This window comes from Sorangium sp. So ce204, from assembly GCF_051526795.1.
Classification (GTDB): domain Bacteria; phylum Myxococcota_A; class Polyangia; order Polyangiales; family Polyangiaceae; genus Sorangium; species Sorangium cellulosum_B.
The window spans coordinates 10329766-10346328 of record NZ_CP150317.1; the positions used below are offsets into that span (position 1 = coordinate 10329766).

The window sequence follows — 16563 nt, forward strand, 5'->3', positions numbered from 1 at the left end:
GTCTGCCCATGAAGTTCGTCCACGCCGCCGACCTCCACATCGACAGCCCCCTCCGCGGGCTCGACCGTTACCCGGGCGCCCCCGTCGAGCAGATCCGCGGGGCGACCCGCCGCGCGCTCGAGAACCTCGTGGACCTCTGCCTCGCCGAGGAGGTCGATCTCCTGCTCCTCGCGGGTGACATCTATGACGGCGACTGGAAGGACTACAGCACGGGCCTGTTCTTCGCCGCGCAGCTCTCCCGCCTGCGCGCCGCCCGGGTGGACGTCGTGCTCCTCTATGGCAATCACGACGCCGAGAGCAACATCACGCGTCACCTGGAGCTCCCCGAGAACGCCCGGCGGCTCGATCCCCGCCGCCCGGAATCCATCGTCTTCGATCGGCTCGGGGTCGCCGTCCACGGACAGAGCTTCGCGACCAAGGCCGTCACCGACGATCTCGCCGCAGGTTATCCGGACGCGCGGGCGGGCCTCTTCAACATCGGCATGCTCCACACCTGCCTGGGCGGCCGCGAGGGCCACGACAACTACGCTCCTTGCAGCCTGAACACCCTCGTCGGGAAGCGATACGATTACTGGGCGCTCGGCCACGTGCACACCCGGGAGGTGCTCTCGCGCGATCCGTACATCGCGTTCCCCGGCAACCTCCAGGGCCGCCACGCCCGCGAGACCGGCGAGAAGGGCGCCCTCCTCGTCGCGGTGGACGACGGCCGCATCACCTCGGTCGAGCACCGCCCCCTCGACGTCGTGCGCTGGAGCGCCTGCGAGGTCGATCTCTCCCCGGCCGCGAGCGCGGACGACATCGTGGATCTGACGCGGGAGGAGCTCGAGCGGCGCCTCGCCGAGGCGGACGGGCGCACGCTGGCCGCGCGGGTCTTCCTGTGCGGCGCGACGAAGGCGCACGCCGCGCTCCGCGCCGATTTCGAGCGCTGGACGGGGCAGATCCGCGCGATCGCCAACGATCTCGGCGGCGCGCTCTGGATCGAGCGCGTGCTCTCCCGGACGATCTCGCCGCTCCAGGTGGGCGCGCTCGAGGAGCGGGACGACGCGATCGGCCAGCTCACGCGGTCGCTGCGCGCGCTGCGCGACGACGAGGCGGGCCTGTCCTCGCTGCTGCGCGAGTTCGCGAGCCTCAGGAGCAAGCTGCCCGTCGAGGCGCGCGAGGGGGACGACGCGATCCGCCTCGACGACCCGGCGTTCCTGCGCGAGGCGCTCGACGACGTGGAGCACACGCTGATCTCGCGGCTGCTCGGCGCGAGCGACGCGCCCTGAAGGTCGGGCGCGGCCCGCTCGAGCTCCGACGCCGCGGCTCGACGGTCGACGGCGCGCAGCCCTCCGGCCGCGGCTTGACGGCGCGCGGTTCTCCACCATGCACACCTCGCGATCCGGCGTGACGCGAGATCACCTCGAACGTCCGGACGCCATGAAACGGGGGAATCATGGTCGACCAGGACGCTTTTCCGGAGCTGTTCCATCCGAGCAGCCGCGCCGAGCCGCACGCGATCTACGCGCGCATGCGGGCCGCGGGGCGCATGCATCGCCTCATTCACCCCCGCCTCGACGTGCCCATCTGGGTGGCCGTGCGTTACGACGACTGCGTGGACCTCCTCAAGGATCCGCGCCTGTTCCGCGACTTCCGCAAGCTCCCCGACGAGGTGCGCCGGCGTTATTTCCCGCTCAGCGACCGCACGACCTTCATGGATCAGCACATGCTCGACGCCGATCCGCCGGATCACACGCGGCTCAGGGCCATCGTCCAGCGGGCGTTCTCGCCGCGGATGATGGAAGGGCTGCGCCCGCGCATCCAGGAGATCGCGGACGGGCTCATCGACGCGGTGAAAGGCCGGCGCCGGATGGAGCTCGTGGCAGACTTCGCGTTTCCGCTCCCCACCGCGGTGATCGCCGAGCTGCTCGGCCTCCCCGTCGAGGATCGCGGCCGGTTCCGCCGGTGGACCAAGATCCTCCTCGCGCCAGCGAAAGATCGCGAGTTCGTGGAGCGCGCCCAGCCCGTGGTGGAGGAGTTCGCGGCGTACTTCCGGGCGCTCGCCGACGCGCGCCGGAAGGCCCCGCGCGACGACCTGATCAGCGGCCTCCTGCTCGCCGAGGAGCAGGAGCACAAGCTGAGCCCGGCGGAGCTCTCGAGCATGGTGTTCCTGCTGCTCGTCGCGGGCCACGAGACCACCGTGCACCTCATCGCGAGCGGCATGTTCCTCCTGCTCTCGCACCCCGCGGAGCGGCGCCGGCTCGACGAGGACCCCGGGCTCGTCGGCTCCGCGGTGGAGGAGGTGCTGCGCTGCGAGGGGCCGGCGGAGCTCTCGATGATCCGCTGGTCGCTCGAGGACATCGAGCTGTTCGGCGCCCGCGTGCCGGCGGGAGAAGGGGTCGCGGCGGGGCTCATGGCCGCGAACCGGGATCCAAAGCACTTTCCGGATCCGGATCGCTTCGATATCGGCCGCTCGCCGAACCGGCACATCGGCTTCGGGGGCGGCATCCACTTCTGCCTCGGCGCGATGCTCGCGCGGATCGAGGCGGCGATCGCCTTCTCGACGCTCCTCCGGAGGCTGCCGCGCATCGAGCTCGCCGTCCCGCCCCGCGACATCGTATGGAGCGAATGGCCCACGATCCGCGGCCCGGCGGCGGTGCCTGTGGCGTTCTGAGCGGGCGAGCGCTCAGCCCCCCGAGGGGGCCGTCCTGGCGTAGGCGCGCAGCACCTCCGCCACGCTCCACGCCTGGGCGACGCACCCGCGGGGCGTGAACGGCGGCTCGGCGTCGAAGATCTCGCTGATCGAGCCGGCGCAGGCCTCGTCGAGGTGCGGCGCGAAGCCCTCGAGCAGGCGCCGCGCCCCGGCGAGATCGGTGGGATACACCTTCAGCCAGGCGTCGATGAACGGGCCCATGAGCCACCCCCACACGGTGCCCTGGTGATAGGCCATGTCCCGCGCGCGGAGGTCGCCGAAGTACTTCGGTTTGTAGTCCGGGTGCCCCGGCGCGAGCGACCTGAGGCCCACGGGCGTCCAGAGCCGCTCCTTCACCTGATCGACGATCCCCTTCCAGCGCGCGGGATCGAGGACGGGGTGAGGCAGCGAGATCGCGAGGAGCTGGTTCGGACGGAAGGCGTCGTCGGCGCCCTGCTCGCCGTCGATCACGTCGTAGAGATAGCCGTGCTCCTCGGACCAGAAGCGCCGGTTGAAGGAGGCCTTGACCTGCTCGGCGGCCGCGCCGTAGCGCCTCGCCGCGCCGTCGCCGTCGGACTCGCGCGCCCAGCGCTCGATGAGGCGCAAGGCGTTGTACCAGAGCGCGTTGATCTCCACGGGCTTCCCCCGGCGTGGCGTGACCACGTAGTCGCCGACCTTCGCGTCCATCCAGGTCAGCTGAAATCCCTCTTCCCCCTGGCGGATCAGGCCGTCCTGCGGGTCGGCGCGGATGCCGAAGCGCGTCCCGCGGGTGTGGTGCTCGACGATATCGATCAGCGTGGGGAGGATGAGCCGGAGCGTCTCGCGATCCCCGGTGGTCGCCAGGTAGCGATCGAGCGCGTGGAAGAACCAGAGGGTGGCGTCGGCTGTGTGGTAGAGCCCGTCGTTCTTGCCCTCCGGGAACATGTTGGGGATGAGCCCGTCCTTCACGTAATGGGCGAACGTGCGGAGGATGTAGCCCGCCTCGGTGTGGCGCCCGGTGACGAGCGTCAGCCCCTCGAGGCTGATCATGGTGTCGCGGCCCCAGTCGGTGAACCAGTGATAGCCCGCGATGACGGTGCGCACCTCGTCGCCCGCGGCCCGGGCGCGGGCGGCGTCCTCGACGCGGCCCGCGGGGCTGATGAGGAACTGATCGGCGCCGAGGACGAGCTCCGCCGCCGGCCCGGTGCGGACCTCGGGCGCCGCGGCGAGCAGGAGCCGCGTCCGGCGCTTGCGCTCCGCGCGCTGCACCTCGTCCGTGGAGAGGGCGTTGAGCGTCTCCCAGGCCTCCGTGGACGCGATCAAGGTCGCGCTGCCGGAGACCGGGAGCTCGAGGCTGAAGAGGCCAGGGCTGTAGAACTCGCCGACGGCGTCGTATCCGCGGCTCTGCTCGATCCGGTAGCGGACGTTGCGCAGGCGGGCGCTCTCGATCCTGAACTCGGCCCGAGCGCCCTGGACCTTCAGCCGGAGCGGCGGCAGGTCACCCGGCGACGCGAGCTCGTAGCGATCCTCGACCACGGTGAGCGCATAGGGGCCCGCCACCGGCCGATCGAGCGCGCCCTCGTGCGGCCGGAAATTCACCCACGGCTGGAGCTCGATCCGCACAGGGCCCGTCCCCTCGACGAGCGTGTACGTGACATGGACCGTGTTCTGCGCGTGGGGCAGGAGGAGGCGCCGCTCGATCGCCACCCCCGCGCCCTCGTAGCGCCAGACGGGGAGCCCGGCCTCGAGGCGGAACTCGGCGAGATCGATGACCTGCGCGGCGCCGTCGTCGAGCCAGGGCTCCTGACCGCCCACCTGGTACACCCCGTCCTCCGCGGTGAAGATCCGGGTGGAGAGATCGCTGAGCATCATGGTGCGGCCGAGGGGGGCCGGCAGCGCGGAGATCAGCAGTCCATGGAAGCGGCGGGTCACCGCGCCGGAGACGGTGCCCGACGCGTAACCGCCGAGTCCGTTCGTGACGAGCCATTCCCGCGTGAGCGGGTCCGAGCCGCGCTCGGCGTCGTCCTGCGAGGTGGGGGCGGCGCCCCGGGACCAGACCATCCTCCGGCAGATCTCGTCAGCGTACATGCTTCCTGGGCTCCTCTGGGCGCGGACTCGCGCTCGTCTTCTCGGGCACCGGCGTCCCGACCACGGGGTGGAGGAGGATCGCCGCCTCGCCCGGGATGTGGACGCCCTCCTCGGTGATGACAGGTGGGCTGCCTTGGCCCCCGTAGCGGGGGGACTCGCTGGACCACGACGTCTCCCAGCGGCGCCCGGGCGGCGGGGCGAAGAGCGGCTCCGGCAACGACCCTCGATGGATGTCCCGCCCGAGGTTGACGAGGAGCAGCCGGTCGTCGCCGTCGTCGCCGAAGTAGCGCAGGAGGAAGGCGTGGGCCGAGAGGACGGCCCCGTCGACGCCGCGCGGGCGCTGGGCCCGGATCACCGGGTCGCGCCGGCGGAGCGCGATGAGGTCCTCGTGGAGGGCGTAGAGGGCGGCGTTCCGCTCGCGCTCGGAGAAATCGAGCTTGCAGCGCTCGAACGTCCGCGGGTCGCTCGGATCGTCGAGCTGCGCGCGGACCTCCGGCGCCGAGCAGGACGGGAACTGCTCGAGGAACTCCGCCCTGCCCTTGCGCACGAGCGGGGCGAGCTCGGGGCTATGGTCGGCGAAGAAGAGGAACGGCGCGGAGGACCCGAACTCCTGCCCTTGAAAGAGCATGGGTGTCCCCGGGGCGAGGAGCAGGGCCGCCGACATCGCCCGGAGCCTGCCCGGGCTCACGATGTGACAGAGCCGCTCGCCTCGCGCTGTGTTGGCGACCTGATCGTGGTTCTCCAGGAAGAGGACGAAGCGGGCCGGCTCGACGCCGAGCGCCGGCGTCCCTCGCCGCTGCTTCTGCCATTGATAGCGCTGCCCCTGGAAGAGGAACCCGTGCTTCAGGGCGGAGAGGAGCTCCTGGGGCGAGCCCTCGTGATCGCTGTAATAGGCCTCGCTCCGGCCGGTGAGCGCCACCTTGGCGCTGTGGTGAAAATCGTCGTTCCAGATCGCGTCGAGCCCGTAGCCGCCCCGCTCGGCGGCGCGGATCAGCCACTCTTCCTGCGACTCGTTCTCGGCCACGAGGAACGTCTCCTTGCCCTTCGCCGCCTCCCGCACGCGGCGCGCGACGGCGGCGAGGATGTGGTCCTTCGAGCCATCGTAGATGTTCTGCGTCGCGTCGAGCCGGAGCCCGTCGAGGTGGAACTCGTCGATCCAGTAGCCGGCGTTGGTGATGAAGTACTCCCTCACCGCCTCGGATCGCGGGCCGTCGAAGTTGATCGCCGCTCCCCAGTCCGTCCTGTGACGATCGGTGAAGTAGTCCCCGGAGAACTGGCCGAGGTAGTTGCCGTCCGGGCCGAGGTGGTTGTAGACGACATCGAGGATCACCGCGATCCCGGCGCGGTGCGCCGCGTCCACGAAGCGGCGGAGATCGTCCGGGCTGCCGTAGAGGCGCGTCGGCGCGAAGAGGTTCACGCCGTCGTACCCCCAGTTGAAGCGGCCGGGGACCTCGGCGATGGGCAGCAGCTCGATCACGGAGATGCCGATCCGCGCGAGCTCCGGCAGCTCGCGGGCGGCGGACTCCCATGTGCCCTCCCGGGTGAAGGTCCCGATGTGCATCTCGTAGACGACTTGCCCCTTCAGCGGGGCGCCCCGGAATGCCGCGTCGCTCCATGAGAACGCGCCGGGATCGATCACCTCGGAGGGCCCGTGCGGCCCCTCCGGCTGCGACCGCGAGGCGGGATCGGGAGTGAGCGCCTCGCCGTCGTCGAGCCGGAACCGGTAGCGGGTGCCGCTCGCGGCGGACGCGACGAGCCCCGCGAAATAACCGCCCTCCTCGGGCCGCAGCGGGGCGGCCCCGCCGCTCCCCGGCCCGGCCTCCAGGACGACCTCGACCTTGCGCCTGGCTGGCGCCCAGACACGGAAGTGGACTCCTTTCCCGACGAGCACCTCTGCGCCGATGGGCAACCGCCTCTCCGTCTTGAGCTCCAGCATTGAAATGAATTCTAGGCGCAACACAGATGACGTCCAGCGCCTATATGCACATGACGACGCTACCGACATCACTGCTCAGCTGTCGAGCGCAACGTGCCTTACGGAGCTGCCTGAGAGCGATCAGGAGCAAACCGACATCGAGGCCAGCGCTGTCTGTGTGGCGAAATTGCGCGACGTGAGCTCGCTCTGAAGCGCGCGCGCCGCTGGGCTTCCTCCGTGCGCAAGGCGCGTGTTCGAGGACACGAAAGAGATTGAGCGAGACAGGAGTCGACCCATCGAGATGGGGAGAGGCGATGAAGTGGGCTTGACGGCCTTGCGATGGAAGGCGATGAAGCGCGCTCTCCGCGGCTACGGGTGGGCGATGACGACGAGGGTGCGCGCGCGCCGGAGCACGCAGCGCAACGCTCGCTCCAGCGTCTCCGGGTCGAGCGCGGCGAAGCTCTCGTCGAGCACGACGACCTCGGCGCCCTGCAGCAGCGCGCGCGCCATGTAGAGCCGGCTCCGCTCGCCGTGCGAGAGCTGCCAGCCCGTCTCGCCCACCACCTGCTCCAGCCCCCCCGGCATCCGGCCGAGCAGCTCGCCGAGGCCGAGCTCGTGGCAGATCTCCTCGGCCTCCGCGAGGTCGTCGGGCCTCGGCGGCCAGCGCCTGCCCATCAGCAGGTTGTACGCGAACGTCCCGGCGAGGACGTGGTTCTCGTGGAACTGCGGCGCCGCGGCCACGCGGCGCCTCCACGCGGCGGCGCCCAGCATGTGGCGGTCGAGCCCGTTGAGCAGCAGCAGCCCCGCGTCGGGCGCGCGAAGCCCCGAGAGCAGCGCGCTCAGCGTCGACTTCCCGCCGCCCGAGGGCCCCTCGAGCAGGAGGCGGTCGCCCGCCGCGATCCGCACCGACACGTCGACGACCGCGGGGCGCGCCCGTCCCTTGTGCCGGAACGAGAGCTCGTGCCCCTCCAGGACCACGGCGCGGGCCTCGGCGTCGCCCCCCCGCGCGCGGGCCGGCGATCGCCCCGCGTCGGGGGGCAGCGGCGGCGGCGGCGGCCCGCCGCGGGCGGCCGCCTGGAACAGCGTGGAGACCTGCTCCCACGCGATCGCCGCGCTGGCGAGGCTCGACAGGCCGCCCGAGAGGCCCTGGAGCGCGCGGCTCGCGAGCAGGACGCCCCCCAGCGCCACCGCGTACGCCCCGGCGGAGCCGGTGCCCGCGAGGAACGGCGGCAGGAGGCCGGCGATGCCCGCGATGAGCCAGCCGCGCGGCATCAGCGCGCCGATCTCGATCTGGCTCCGGTCGATGTCGCGCGACCGCAGCAGGTACTGGGCGAGCGCCTCGTCCTCGCCGTGGTGCCAGCGGCCGTGGCGCTCCTGGGCGAGGCGGGTCCGGTGGCCGACGAGGCGCTCGATGAGGTCGTGCGTCATCGCGAGCCGCGCGGCGGTCCAGCGCGCGCGCCGCCGGTAGAACCGCACGCAGAGCGCGAGGACCAGCGCCGCCCAGGCGACGAGCAGCAGCGCGTGGATCGCGCCCGCCGCGCCCTGGGCGAGCACGGCCGCCGCCGCCGCGAGCTCGAACGCCGACGCGACCGCCGCGACGCCGCCGCCCATCGCGAGCCCCTCGATCGCCTCGGACTCGATCACGCGGCCGAGGAAGCGCCCCGCGCCCTCGCTGCGCACCTCCTCGGCGTCGAGCGCGAGCGCGCCCGAGAGCAGGCGCTGCTTGACCAGCGCGCTCGAGTCGATCGCGACGAGGCCGGACAGCCACGCCATGAGCTGGCGCAGCGGCACGACCGTCGCGAGCAGCAGCGCGCCGGCGACGAGCCACCCCTCGTCGAGGTGGTCGTCGAGGATGCTGCGCCCCACGGTCATCCACACAAGGATCCAGAGCGTGTAGGCCGCCGCGTGGGCCGCGAGCAGGCCGAGGAGGCGGCGCGGGATCCGCGCGGCCTGCGCCTGCCGCGCGAGCGGCGCGCCCGGCGGCAGGCGCAGGCTCCAGATGCCGTCGATGATCACGGGCCCGAGGCGCTCGTCGAGCAGGGCCCGCCGCGCGCGCCCGCGCCGCCGCGGCCGCACGGCCGCGCGCGCGAGGACGCGCTCGATCTCCGGGAGCACCTGCGCCTCGATCGGGCGGCAGATGCGGCCGGCGATCGCCTCGACCGGGACGCGCGCCGCGGAGCGGTCGGCGCGGAGCGCGGCGAGGTCGCGCCCCCTGCGCCCCACGACGGCGAGGAAGCGGGGCGCGCCGCCGTCGCGCAGCCACACGAGCGCGGGCGCGACGCGGAGGAGCGCCTCGCCGATCTCGTCGTAGCGCGCCGCGATCGGCTCCGCCTCGACGCCGAGGTACGCCGCGGCCTGATCGATCCACGCCCCGAGCGCGTCCGCGCTGCGGAGGTGCCCGGCGGCCGGGATGGGCGCCGCGACCGCGCGCGGGCCGAGGCCGCCCTGCGTCGCGAGCGCCTCGAGCGCGTCGCCGAGGCGCTCCGCCGGCCACTCGAGGGCGCCGAGCGGATCGACCGCGTGGTCTGGCCGCGCTCCCCACCCAGGTTGCGGCCTGGCCCCCCACCCAGGTTGCGCCTCCGCCCCGTCCGGCCGGGCTTCCCACCCGGGTTGCGCCTCGGCGGTCACCTCCGCTGGCCCTCCGCTGGCGCTCCGCCACCCTCCGCTGGCGCTCCGCCACCCTCCGCTGGCGCTCCGCCACCCTCCCCCGTCGCTCCGCCGCCCTCCCCCGCCGCCTCGGCGATGCGCCCGCGCGCGACCTTCAGCCGGCGCCACCCGCCGCTCGACCAGAGCCCTCGCTGCACCGCTGCCTCGGCCTCGAGCAGCGCGCGGTAGCGCGAGCCGGGGCGCGCCGCGAGCTCGGACGGCGCCCCGTCCTCGACAACGCGCCCGCCGTCCACGACGAGCACCCGCTCGAACGATCGCGTCTCGCCGACGTCGTGGGTGACGCACAGGAGCGTCGCGCGCCGGAAGCGCCGCCGCGCCCGGGCGAGCAACGCCCGGCGGCGCTCCCGGTCAAGGCCGCGGAACGGCTCGTCGAGGATCGCGAGCCGCGCCTCGCTCCGCAGCATCGCCCGGCCCAGGCGCAGCCGCTGACCCTCGCCGCCAGAGACGAGCCCCCCGCCCTCGCCGAGCAGGGTCTTCTGCCCCTCCGGCAGCCGCTCCAGCACCTCGCGCAGCTCGGCCTCCTCGACGACGGCGCCGAAGTCGGCCGCGTCGTCGGGCGCGCCGTAGCGGAGGTTGTCGAGGAACGATCGGTTCCAGATCTGGACCGCCGGGTCGACCCACGCTGTCTCCTCGCGCAGCGCGCGCACCCGCTCGCCGTCGAGGGGGCGGCCGTCGACGAGCACCCTGCCCTCGCTCGCCCGGTGCCAGCCAAGCAGGACCCCGACGAGGCTCGACTTCCCCGCGCCCGAGGAGCCCACGATCGCCACGTGGCTGCCCGCCGCGATCTTCAGATCCACCCCGTCGAGGATCACGTGGCCGGCCGCCTGGATGCGGACGCGCTCGAAGGTGATCGCGCAGCCCGCGCCGCCGGCGCTCCCTTGCGCGAGCGGCGCCGCTGCGACGGGGGCGCGCGAGGGGGCGCCGGCGCGCAGCTCTTCCGGCGCGCCGAGCGGCTCGAGCAAGCGCAGCGCCGTGTTGCGGTGCCCTGGGTACTGGAGCAGCGTGCTCGCGAGCGCCTGCCCGATGGCGGGCAGCGCGAGCGCCCAGTAAAAGAGCAGGAGCGCCCGCGAGAGGGCGCCCCCGCGGGCGAGGAAATCGCCGAGGATCCACGCGGCGAGCGCGAAGCCGATCAGCGCCTGCGCCCCGTCGACGGCGAGGGCGGCGCGGAGGAGCGCGCGGCCGGCGAGCGCCCACTCCCCGAGCAGGCCCGCGTGCTCGCGCCGCACGGCCCGCTCCGCCGCGTGCGCCCGGATCGGCACGAGGCCGAGGAGCGCGTCGAGGTAGAAGCTCGTGAGCGCGCCGGCGTGGGTGCGGACGCGCAGGTCTCGCTCGACGAGGACGCGGTTCCCCGCGAACGGCAGCGCCAGCGCGAGCGCGGCGCCCGGCACGGCGAGGCGCGCGCTCCCGGGATCGATCCAGACGATCGCGGCCGTGGTCACCGCGAGGTCGAGCGCCGAGCGCGCGATCTGGCCGCCGAACGCGGGCAGGCCGCGCAGCACGTGCAAGCTGTGGCCGCGCTGCGCCATGTCCGAGGCCGGGCGGCTCTGGAAGTAGCGATCGCCGATGCGCGGGATCTTCGCGAGGAACGCCATCCGCAGCCGGACCTCGAGGTGGCGCCCGAGCCGGATCATCCCCGTGGTCAGCGAGAGATCGAGGGCGAGCTCCACCGCGAGGAACGCCGCGAGGGCGATGAGGGCGGCGAGGCGCTGCTCGAACAGCGCGAGATCGCTCGAGATCTGGAGCAGGCCCCGGAAGAGGAGGCTCTCCAGCACCACCGTCGCGACGCTGAGCAGGAGCGCGCCGGCGAGCACGGCGGGCGTCAGCAGGCCGTCCTCGCGGATCATCCGGAGGAGCGCGCGCGCAGGCGGGACCTCGCGCTCCGCGAGGGCGGCCGCGAGGTCGGGGGGGAGGCGCGCCTCGCCGCGAGCAGCCGCCTCGCCGCCAGCGGTCACCTCACCGCGAGCAGCCACCTCACCACGAGCGACCGCCTCGGCGTGCGCCGGAGGCTCGGGGGCGGAGGCGCCCGGCGCGCCGTCGCGGCCTGCCGGCGCGCGGGCGAAGCCGAGCGGCCGCCGCCCGCGGATCCGCACGAGCACGGCGCCCCGCGTGAGGACCATCGCCTCCCCGGACGGATCGGCCGGCCCCGGACGCGCCGTCCAGAAGCCGGGCGGGATCATCTCCTCCCGGGCGGCCTCGCCGTCTCGGTCGAGCAGCGCGCCCAGCACGCGCGCGGCCTCGCGTCCGCGCTCGAGGCCGCCGGAGCGCACGAGCGACGTGACCAGGCGCGCGCCGGCGTCGAGCGCGGCGATCGCTCGCCAGTCCCGGTCCGACAGCGCCGCCTCGATCGGCCGCGCCCCAGCGCCGAGCCAGGCGAGCCGGCGCCCGAGCGGCCGCGTGAACCCGTCGCTCGCGGCCCACGCGCGGAAGTCCGCCGCGGACAGGGGCAGCTCGTGCTGGTAGAGCTCGGCTTCGAGCTGCCGTCGCGTGACCCAGCGCCGCCCCGTGCCCGGGTCCATGATCTGCGCGAGGCCGCCGTGCCGGCGCCAGATCACGACGATGTGGAGCGGCCCGGTCGACTGCCGCACGATTGCCAGGGCGGGCAGCGCCTGCGCCTCGTCGAGGAGCACGTGCTCCGGCGGCACGAGGATCTGCTGGGCCACGAGCCCGAGCTGCTCCGCGAGGTCCTCGAGGGTGTCGATGGAGGTGCCGTCGACGTCGGTCTGGCAGGCCTCGCGCAGGCGCCCGTAGCTCACGCCGACGCCGAAGCCCTCGAGCACGCACTTGAGCGTGGCGGGCCCGCAATCCATCGCCGACGTCTGCACGACCTCCGGCGCGAGGAGCCTCCGCCGCGGGCTCGGCGGCCGGCGGCGGGGATCGGCGCTCGCGGCTCGCTCCGGCGCGGATCGTGGCGAAGATCGTCGATCGGCGCCCGCCGTCCCCTGGCTCACCCGTCCGCTCCGCCGCGGACCCTCACGATCTGCCCTGCCGCCCGCAGCACGAGCGACGCCGGCGAGACGCGCTCCATCTCGATGACGACGTTGCCGGGCAGCCCGTGCTGCATCGGGATCGGCGACGCGGGATCGGGGCGCACGCCGAGCTCCACGCGGATGCGGCCCTCCTGCGCCTCGCTGGCGACGCGCTCGACGGTGGTGGCCAGCGTGCCGTATTCGGTCCAGGGGAACGCGTCGAGGCGCAGGCGCCCCGCCTGCCCCGCGCGGATCCGCCCGACGGAGGAGGGCGGGAACTCCGCGATCACCCTGAGCTCGCCGGGCGGCACGACGGCGGCCACGACGTCCCCTTCGCGCACGAAGGAGCCGGCGCGCAGCACCGTGATCTCACCGACGCGCCCGGCGATGGGCGAGCGGATCTTGCGCCGCTCGATCTCGGCGAGCAGCCCCGCGATCGTCGCCTCCAGCACGAGCCGCTCCCCCTCGAGCGAGGCCGCCTCGCGGTCGAGCCGCGCGAGCTCGGCCTGCTGCTCGCTCTGCCCGGTGCGTCGCTCGACGTCGGCCCGCGCGGCGGCGCGGTCGAGCGCCTCGGTCGCCGAGCGCCGCGACAGCGCCTCGGCCGCGAGGCGCGCCGCCTCGGCCTCGGAAACGAGCCCGTCCTGCCGCAGGCGCACGGCCCGCGCCGCCTCGAGCTCCTGGAAGCGCGCGCCCGCCTCCGCCTCCTTGAGCCGCGCCTTCGCCTCGTCGATGCGCGCGCGCGCCGCCTCCGCCCCGTCGCGCAGCGCCCGCGAGCGGGCCGCGATCTCGGCCCGGAGCGGCCCCATCTGCCCCGCGATGGCCGAGATCCGGGCCTGCTTGTCGTCCATGTCGCGGCGGAGCGGCTCCACGTCGAGCTCGACGAGGACGTCGCCCGCGGCGACCTCGGCCCCGAGGAGGTCGAGGCGGACCGCGGCGACCCTCCCGCCGAGGGGCGCCTCGACGCGGTGGGCCGCCTGCCCCACCTCGAGGCGCGCGCTCACGCTCGCCTCGTACTGCCCGACGCGCGCGAGGAAGAACCACGCGAGCCAGCCTCCGAGCAGGAGCGCGCCGAGCGCGGCGCCGACGATCGAGCCGCGATGGCCGTCGGTCGCGATCGCGTGGATCGAGCGTGAGAACCCGGCGGGCATGAGGGGTCGCGCCAAGGTACACGAGCGAAGGATGCGCAGGAAGTCGCACCCATCGACGGGGAAGGCGATGAGCCTGGCAAAACTTCACGTGCAGCGCGGGCCGATCGAATGAATGCTCTCCTCCGCGGCTCCGCCGCAAGGCAGTCATTCCATTTGGATTGGAGGTCCCCCATGGCTGATATCGATCGTGATGGCGAGCAGAACGAGCAAACGGAGCAGGCGGAAACGGTGCCCTTCTTCGCTCGCTACCTGGAAGATCAGAAGCGCATCCGGACCGGCGTCAAAGCCGGCGGCATCTACCAGACCCTCAAGTACCCGTCGGACAGGGATGAGAACGTCACCATGAAGTACCCCTCCGACGGCGACGAAGATCTGGCCCTGAAGTGAACCGCGAACGCCGCGCGGCGGGTAACCGCCCGCGGCCGAGCGGAACCCACCGAAATCGCCCGCAACATCCCGTAACCCCGTAACAACACGCGACCACGCGACCACGCGACCACGCGACCACGCGACCACGCGACCACGCGACCACGCGACCACGCGTAACCAAGCTCAACACGATTCAACACCTTTGAGCGCCCGAGATTGAAAGATCGCCGCAACAGCGGAATCGCAGCATCACGGGATCGCGGAATTGCGACGTCGAGTCGCAGCAATCGTGCTGAAAAGCGTCAAAGATCACGCCTCGGGCTTGCGCCCCCGCATGGCTGCTCGCTATGTTAGCCCTCTTGCCCTCGGCGGCTCCGTCGCCGCGGCAACGCAACCATCCGGAGGTATCCCATGGCCGATATCGACAACCGTGAGCCCGAGCAGCAGGAGCAGAAGGACGACGCCGAGGCGGTGCCGTTCTTCGCTCGCTTCCTGGAGGATCAGAAGCGCGTCCGTACCGGCGTCAAGGCCGGCAGGCCGCCCTTCCAGACGCTGAAGTACCCGTCGGACCAGGAGGACGGCGGGGGCGGCGGGAAAGACCCCATCTTCACCACGATGAAGGCCCCCTCGGACAGCGACGAGATCTGAGCGCCGCATGGACCGCCCGCGCCCGTGCGAGAGAGGTACCCTGACGTGACGACGGCGAGCGCGGGCGTCCTCCTGGTCTCGCACTCCCAGGACGACTTCGGGATCGGGCGCGTGGCGGAGGCGCTGCGAAGGCGCGGCGCTCGCCCCGTCCGCCTGGACGTCGACCGGTTCCCTCGCGACATCACGCTCTCGACGGCGCTCGGGCCGGGCGGCGTGCGCCGCCGCCTGGAGGAGGCCGGGGCCGAGATCGGCGGAGACGAGATCTCCGCGGTCTGGCTCCGGCGCCTCTGGGCGCCGAACCTCGGCGAGGGCATCCCCGAGGCGTACCGCGGCGCGTGTGTGCGCGAGTCGATGGCGGCGCTGACCGGCTGGCTGCGCGGGCTCCCCGCGCGGCGCTGGATCAACGAGCCCGCGGCCGAGGAGCGCGCCCAGGACAAGCTGCGCCAGCTCGCGGCGGCCGCGTCGGTCGGCCTTCGCGTCCCCGAGACGGTGGTGACGAACGACCCGGCCGAGGTCCGCGGCCTCTTCGCGCGCCTCGGGGGGAACGTGGTCGCCAAGATGCTCACGCCGTTCTCGACCAGCCTCGCCGGCGGCGCGCCCTTCGTCTTCACGCACGCCGTCGCGGAGGCCGACCTCGACGGCCTCGCGGGGCTGCGCCAGAGCCCCATGATCTTCCAGGAGCGCATCCCCAAGGCGCGCGAGCTCCGCGTCGCCTGCGTCGACGGCCGGTGCTTCCCGGGCGCGCTCGACGCGACCCGCTACGAGTCGATCGCGGTCGACTGGCGCCACCCGGACGTCATCGACGCCGGCATCGGGTGGGAGCCGGACGCCCTCCCGCGCGACGTCGAAGCGCGGCTCGGCGCGCTCCTCCGCGCCCTCGGGCTGGTCTTCGGGGCCGTCGACCTCATCCGGACGCCGGACGGAGAGCACGTCTTTCTCGAAGTGAACCCCGCCGGCGAGTGGGGCATGCTGGAGCGGGATCTCGGCCTGCCGATCGCCGACGCGCTGGCGGAGGCGCTGCTCGCTCCGACGGAGAACCGGTGACAGTCCTCATCATCACGCACAGCGAAGACAACGAGTGCATCGACCGCGTCGCCGCTGCGATCGCCAGGCTGGGCGGCCGGGCCTTCCGCTTCGACACCGACGCGTTCCCTGCGGGGGCGCGGCTCTCGCTCTCGTCGGGGGCCGGGGCGGGCCGCTCCACGCTGACAACCCGGGACGGCGCGCTCGACCTCGGCGAGGTGACCGCCGTCTGGTATCGCCGGGTCGCCTACGGCGCCAGGCTGCCCGCGTCGATGGATCCGCAGCTCCGGAGCGCGTCGGTCAACGAGGCGAAGCAGACCGCGGAGGGCATGCTCGCGGCGTTCCGCGTCCCGCAGGTCGACCCGCTGCCGGCGGTGCGCTTCGCGTCGAACAAGCAGGTGCAGCTCGACATCGCGCGCGAGGTCGGCCTCGACACGCCGCGCACGCTCACGACCAACGACGCGGACGCGGCGCGGGCCTTCGCCGCGACCTGCCCGGGCGGGGTGATCGCCAAGATGCTCTCGTCGTTCGCCGTCTACCGCGACGGCGAGGAGCACGTGGTCTTCACGAACGCCCTCGGGGCCGAGGACCTCGCGGACATGCGGGGGCTCTCGCTCTGCCCGATGACGTTCCAGGAGAACATCCCGAAGGCGCGCGAGCTGCGGGTCACGGTCGTTGGCGAGCGCGTCTTCACGGCCTCGGTCGACTCGCAGGCGGCGCCCGGCGCCGAGGTCGACTGGCGCCGGCAGGGGATCGAGCTCATCGACGCCTGGCGCAAGGACACGCTCCCGCCCGACGTCGAGACGGGCGTGCTCCGGCTGATGGATCAGCTCGGCCTCAACTACGGCGCGATCGACATCCTCCGCACGCCGGACGGCCGGCACGTCTTCCTCGAGGTCAACCCGTCCGGCGAGTTCTTCTGGCTGGAGCGCAACCCCGGGCTCCCCATCAGCGAGGCGCTCGCCGAGGTGCTGCTCGGCAAGGCGCCCCGGCGCGGCTCGTGGAGCGCCTTCCTCCACACGCCGGCGACGCAGCCCCGCTGAGCGGACGCTCGGCTCCGCCCGCCTGCCGTTTCCAGGACGACACGAC

11 protein-coding genes are annotated in these 16563 nt (G+C 73.4%); 6 read left to right on the plus strand and 5 right to left on the minus strand.

Annotated features, from left to right (window positions below):
* Positions 1-8 precede the first annotated feature (8 nt).
* Together WMF22_RS38740 and WMF22_RS38745 are read left to right on the plus strand one after the other, a co-directional pair.
* Positions 9-1268 carry a metallophosphoesterase family protein gene (locus tag WMF22_RS38740; protein ID WP_437294976.1) on the plus strand — a complete coding sequence of 420 codons (1260 nt, stop codon included), beginning with the start codon at positions 9-11 and terminating at the stop codon, positions 1266-1268.
* A gap of 167 nt (positions 1269-1435) precedes the next feature.
* A complete protein-coding gene (locus WMF22_RS38745) occupies positions 1436-2653 on the plus strand; it encodes a cytochrome P450 family protein (protein ID WP_438033018.1) in 1218 nt (405 codons plus the stop codon).
* Positions 2654-2665: 12 nt separating this feature from the next.
* On the opposite strand, the gene WMF22_RS38750 is transcribed toward WMF22_RS38745, so the two are convergent.
* From WMF22_RS38750 to WMF22_RS38770, 5 genes are all read right to left on the minus strand, one after another.
* Positions 2666-4738, minus strand: a complete 2073-nt coding sequence (locus WMF22_RS38750) for an amylo-alpha-1,6-glucosidase (RefSeq protein ID WP_437294978.1) — start codon at positions 4736-4738, stop codon at positions 2666-2668.
* Positions 4728-6674, minus strand: a complete 1947-nt coding sequence (treZ, locus tag WMF22_RS38755; protein WP_438033019.1) for a malto-oligosyltrehalose trehalohydrolase — start codon at positions 6672-6674, stop codon at positions 4728-4730. The genes WMF22_RS38750 and treZ overlap by 11 nt, the downstream gene beginning before the upstream one ends.
* A 348-nt stretch (positions 6675-7022) precedes the next feature.
* Complete coding sequence (locus WMF22_RS38760) at positions 7023-9281, minus strand: ATP-binding cassette domain-containing protein (protein WP_438033020.1); 2259 nt, start codon at positions 9279-9281, stop codon at positions 7023-7025.
* Entirely contained in the window at positions 9278-12268 is a 2991-nt protein-coding gene (locus WMF22_RS38765; RefSeq protein WP_438033021.1) for an ATP-binding cassette domain-containing protein, read from the minus strand. The genes WMF22_RS38760 and WMF22_RS38765 overlap by 4 nt, the downstream gene beginning before the upstream one ends.
* A complete protein-coding gene (locus WMF22_RS38770) occupies positions 12265-13434 on the minus strand; it encodes an HlyD family secretion protein (protein ID WP_437294982.1) in 1170 nt (389 codons plus the stop codon). Before WMF22_RS38770 ends, WMF22_RS38765 begins: the two co-directional genes overlap by 4 nt.
* A 171-nt stretch (positions 13435-13605) precedes the next feature.
* On the opposite strand from WMF22_RS38770, the gene WMF22_RS38775 reads away from it, so the two are divergent.
* From WMF22_RS38775 to WMF22_RS38790, 4 genes are all read left to right on the plus strand, one after another.
* Positions 13606-13821 (plus strand): microviridin/marinostatin family tricyclic proteinase inhibitor, encoded by a 216-nt coding sequence (locus WMF22_RS38775; protein ID WP_437294983.1) that lies wholly within the window; start codon positions 13606-13608, stop codon positions 13819-13821.
* Positions 13822-14214: 393 nt separating this feature from the next.
* Positions 14215-14451: a microviridin/marinostatin family tricyclic proteinase inhibitor gene (locus WMF22_RS38780; RefSeq protein WP_437294984.1), complete on the plus strand. Its 237-nt coding sequence runs from the start codon at positions 14215-14217 to the stop codon at positions 14449-14451.
* A gap of 45 nt (positions 14452-14496) precedes the next feature.
* Positions 14497-15495 carry an MvdC family ATP-grasp ribosomal peptide maturase gene (locus WMF22_RS38785; protein ID WP_438033022.1) on the plus strand — a complete coding sequence of 333 codons (999 nt, stop codon included), beginning with the start codon at positions 14497-14499 and terminating at the stop codon, positions 15493-15495.
* Positions 15492-16517, plus strand: a complete 1026-nt coding sequence (locus WMF22_RS38790; protein ID WP_437294985.1) for an MvdD family ATP-grasp ribosomal peptide maturase — start codon at positions 15492-15494, stop codon at positions 16515-16517. Before WMF22_RS38785 ends, WMF22_RS38790 begins: the two co-directional genes overlap by 4 nt.
* The last annotated feature ends 46 nt before the right edge of the window (positions 16518-16563 follow it).

Bases quoted from the DNA above. Each gene is read 5' to 3' on its own strand.
- WMF22_RS38750 (WP_437294978.1), bottom strand. From the start codon at position 4,738: ATGTACGCTGACGAGATCTGCCGGAGGATGGTCTGGTCCCGGGGCGCC.
- WMF22_RS38740 (WP_437294976.1), top strand. From the start codon at position 9: ATGAAGTTCGTCCACGCCGCCGACCTCCACATCGACAGCCCCCTCCGC.
- WMF22_RS38745 (WP_438033018.1), top strand. From the start codon at position 1,436: ATGGTCGACCAGGACGCTTTTCCGGAGCTGTTCCATCCGAGCAGCCGC.
- WMF22_RS38775 (WP_437294983.1), top strand. From the start codon at position 13,606: ATGGCTGATATCGATCGTGATGGCGAGCAGAACGAGCAAACGGAGCAG.
- WMF22_RS38770 (WP_437294982.1), bottom strand. From the start codon at position 13,434: ATGCCCGCCGGGTTCTCACGCTCGATCCACGCGATCGCGACCGACGGC.
- WMF22_RS38780 (WP_437294984.1), top strand. From the start codon at position 14,215: ATGGCCGATATCGACAACCGTGAGCCCGAGCAGCAGGAGCAGAAGGAC.
- treZ (WP_438033019.1), bottom strand. From the start codon at position 6,674: ATGCTGGAGCTCAAGACGGAGAGGCGGTTGCCCATCGGCGCAGAGGTG.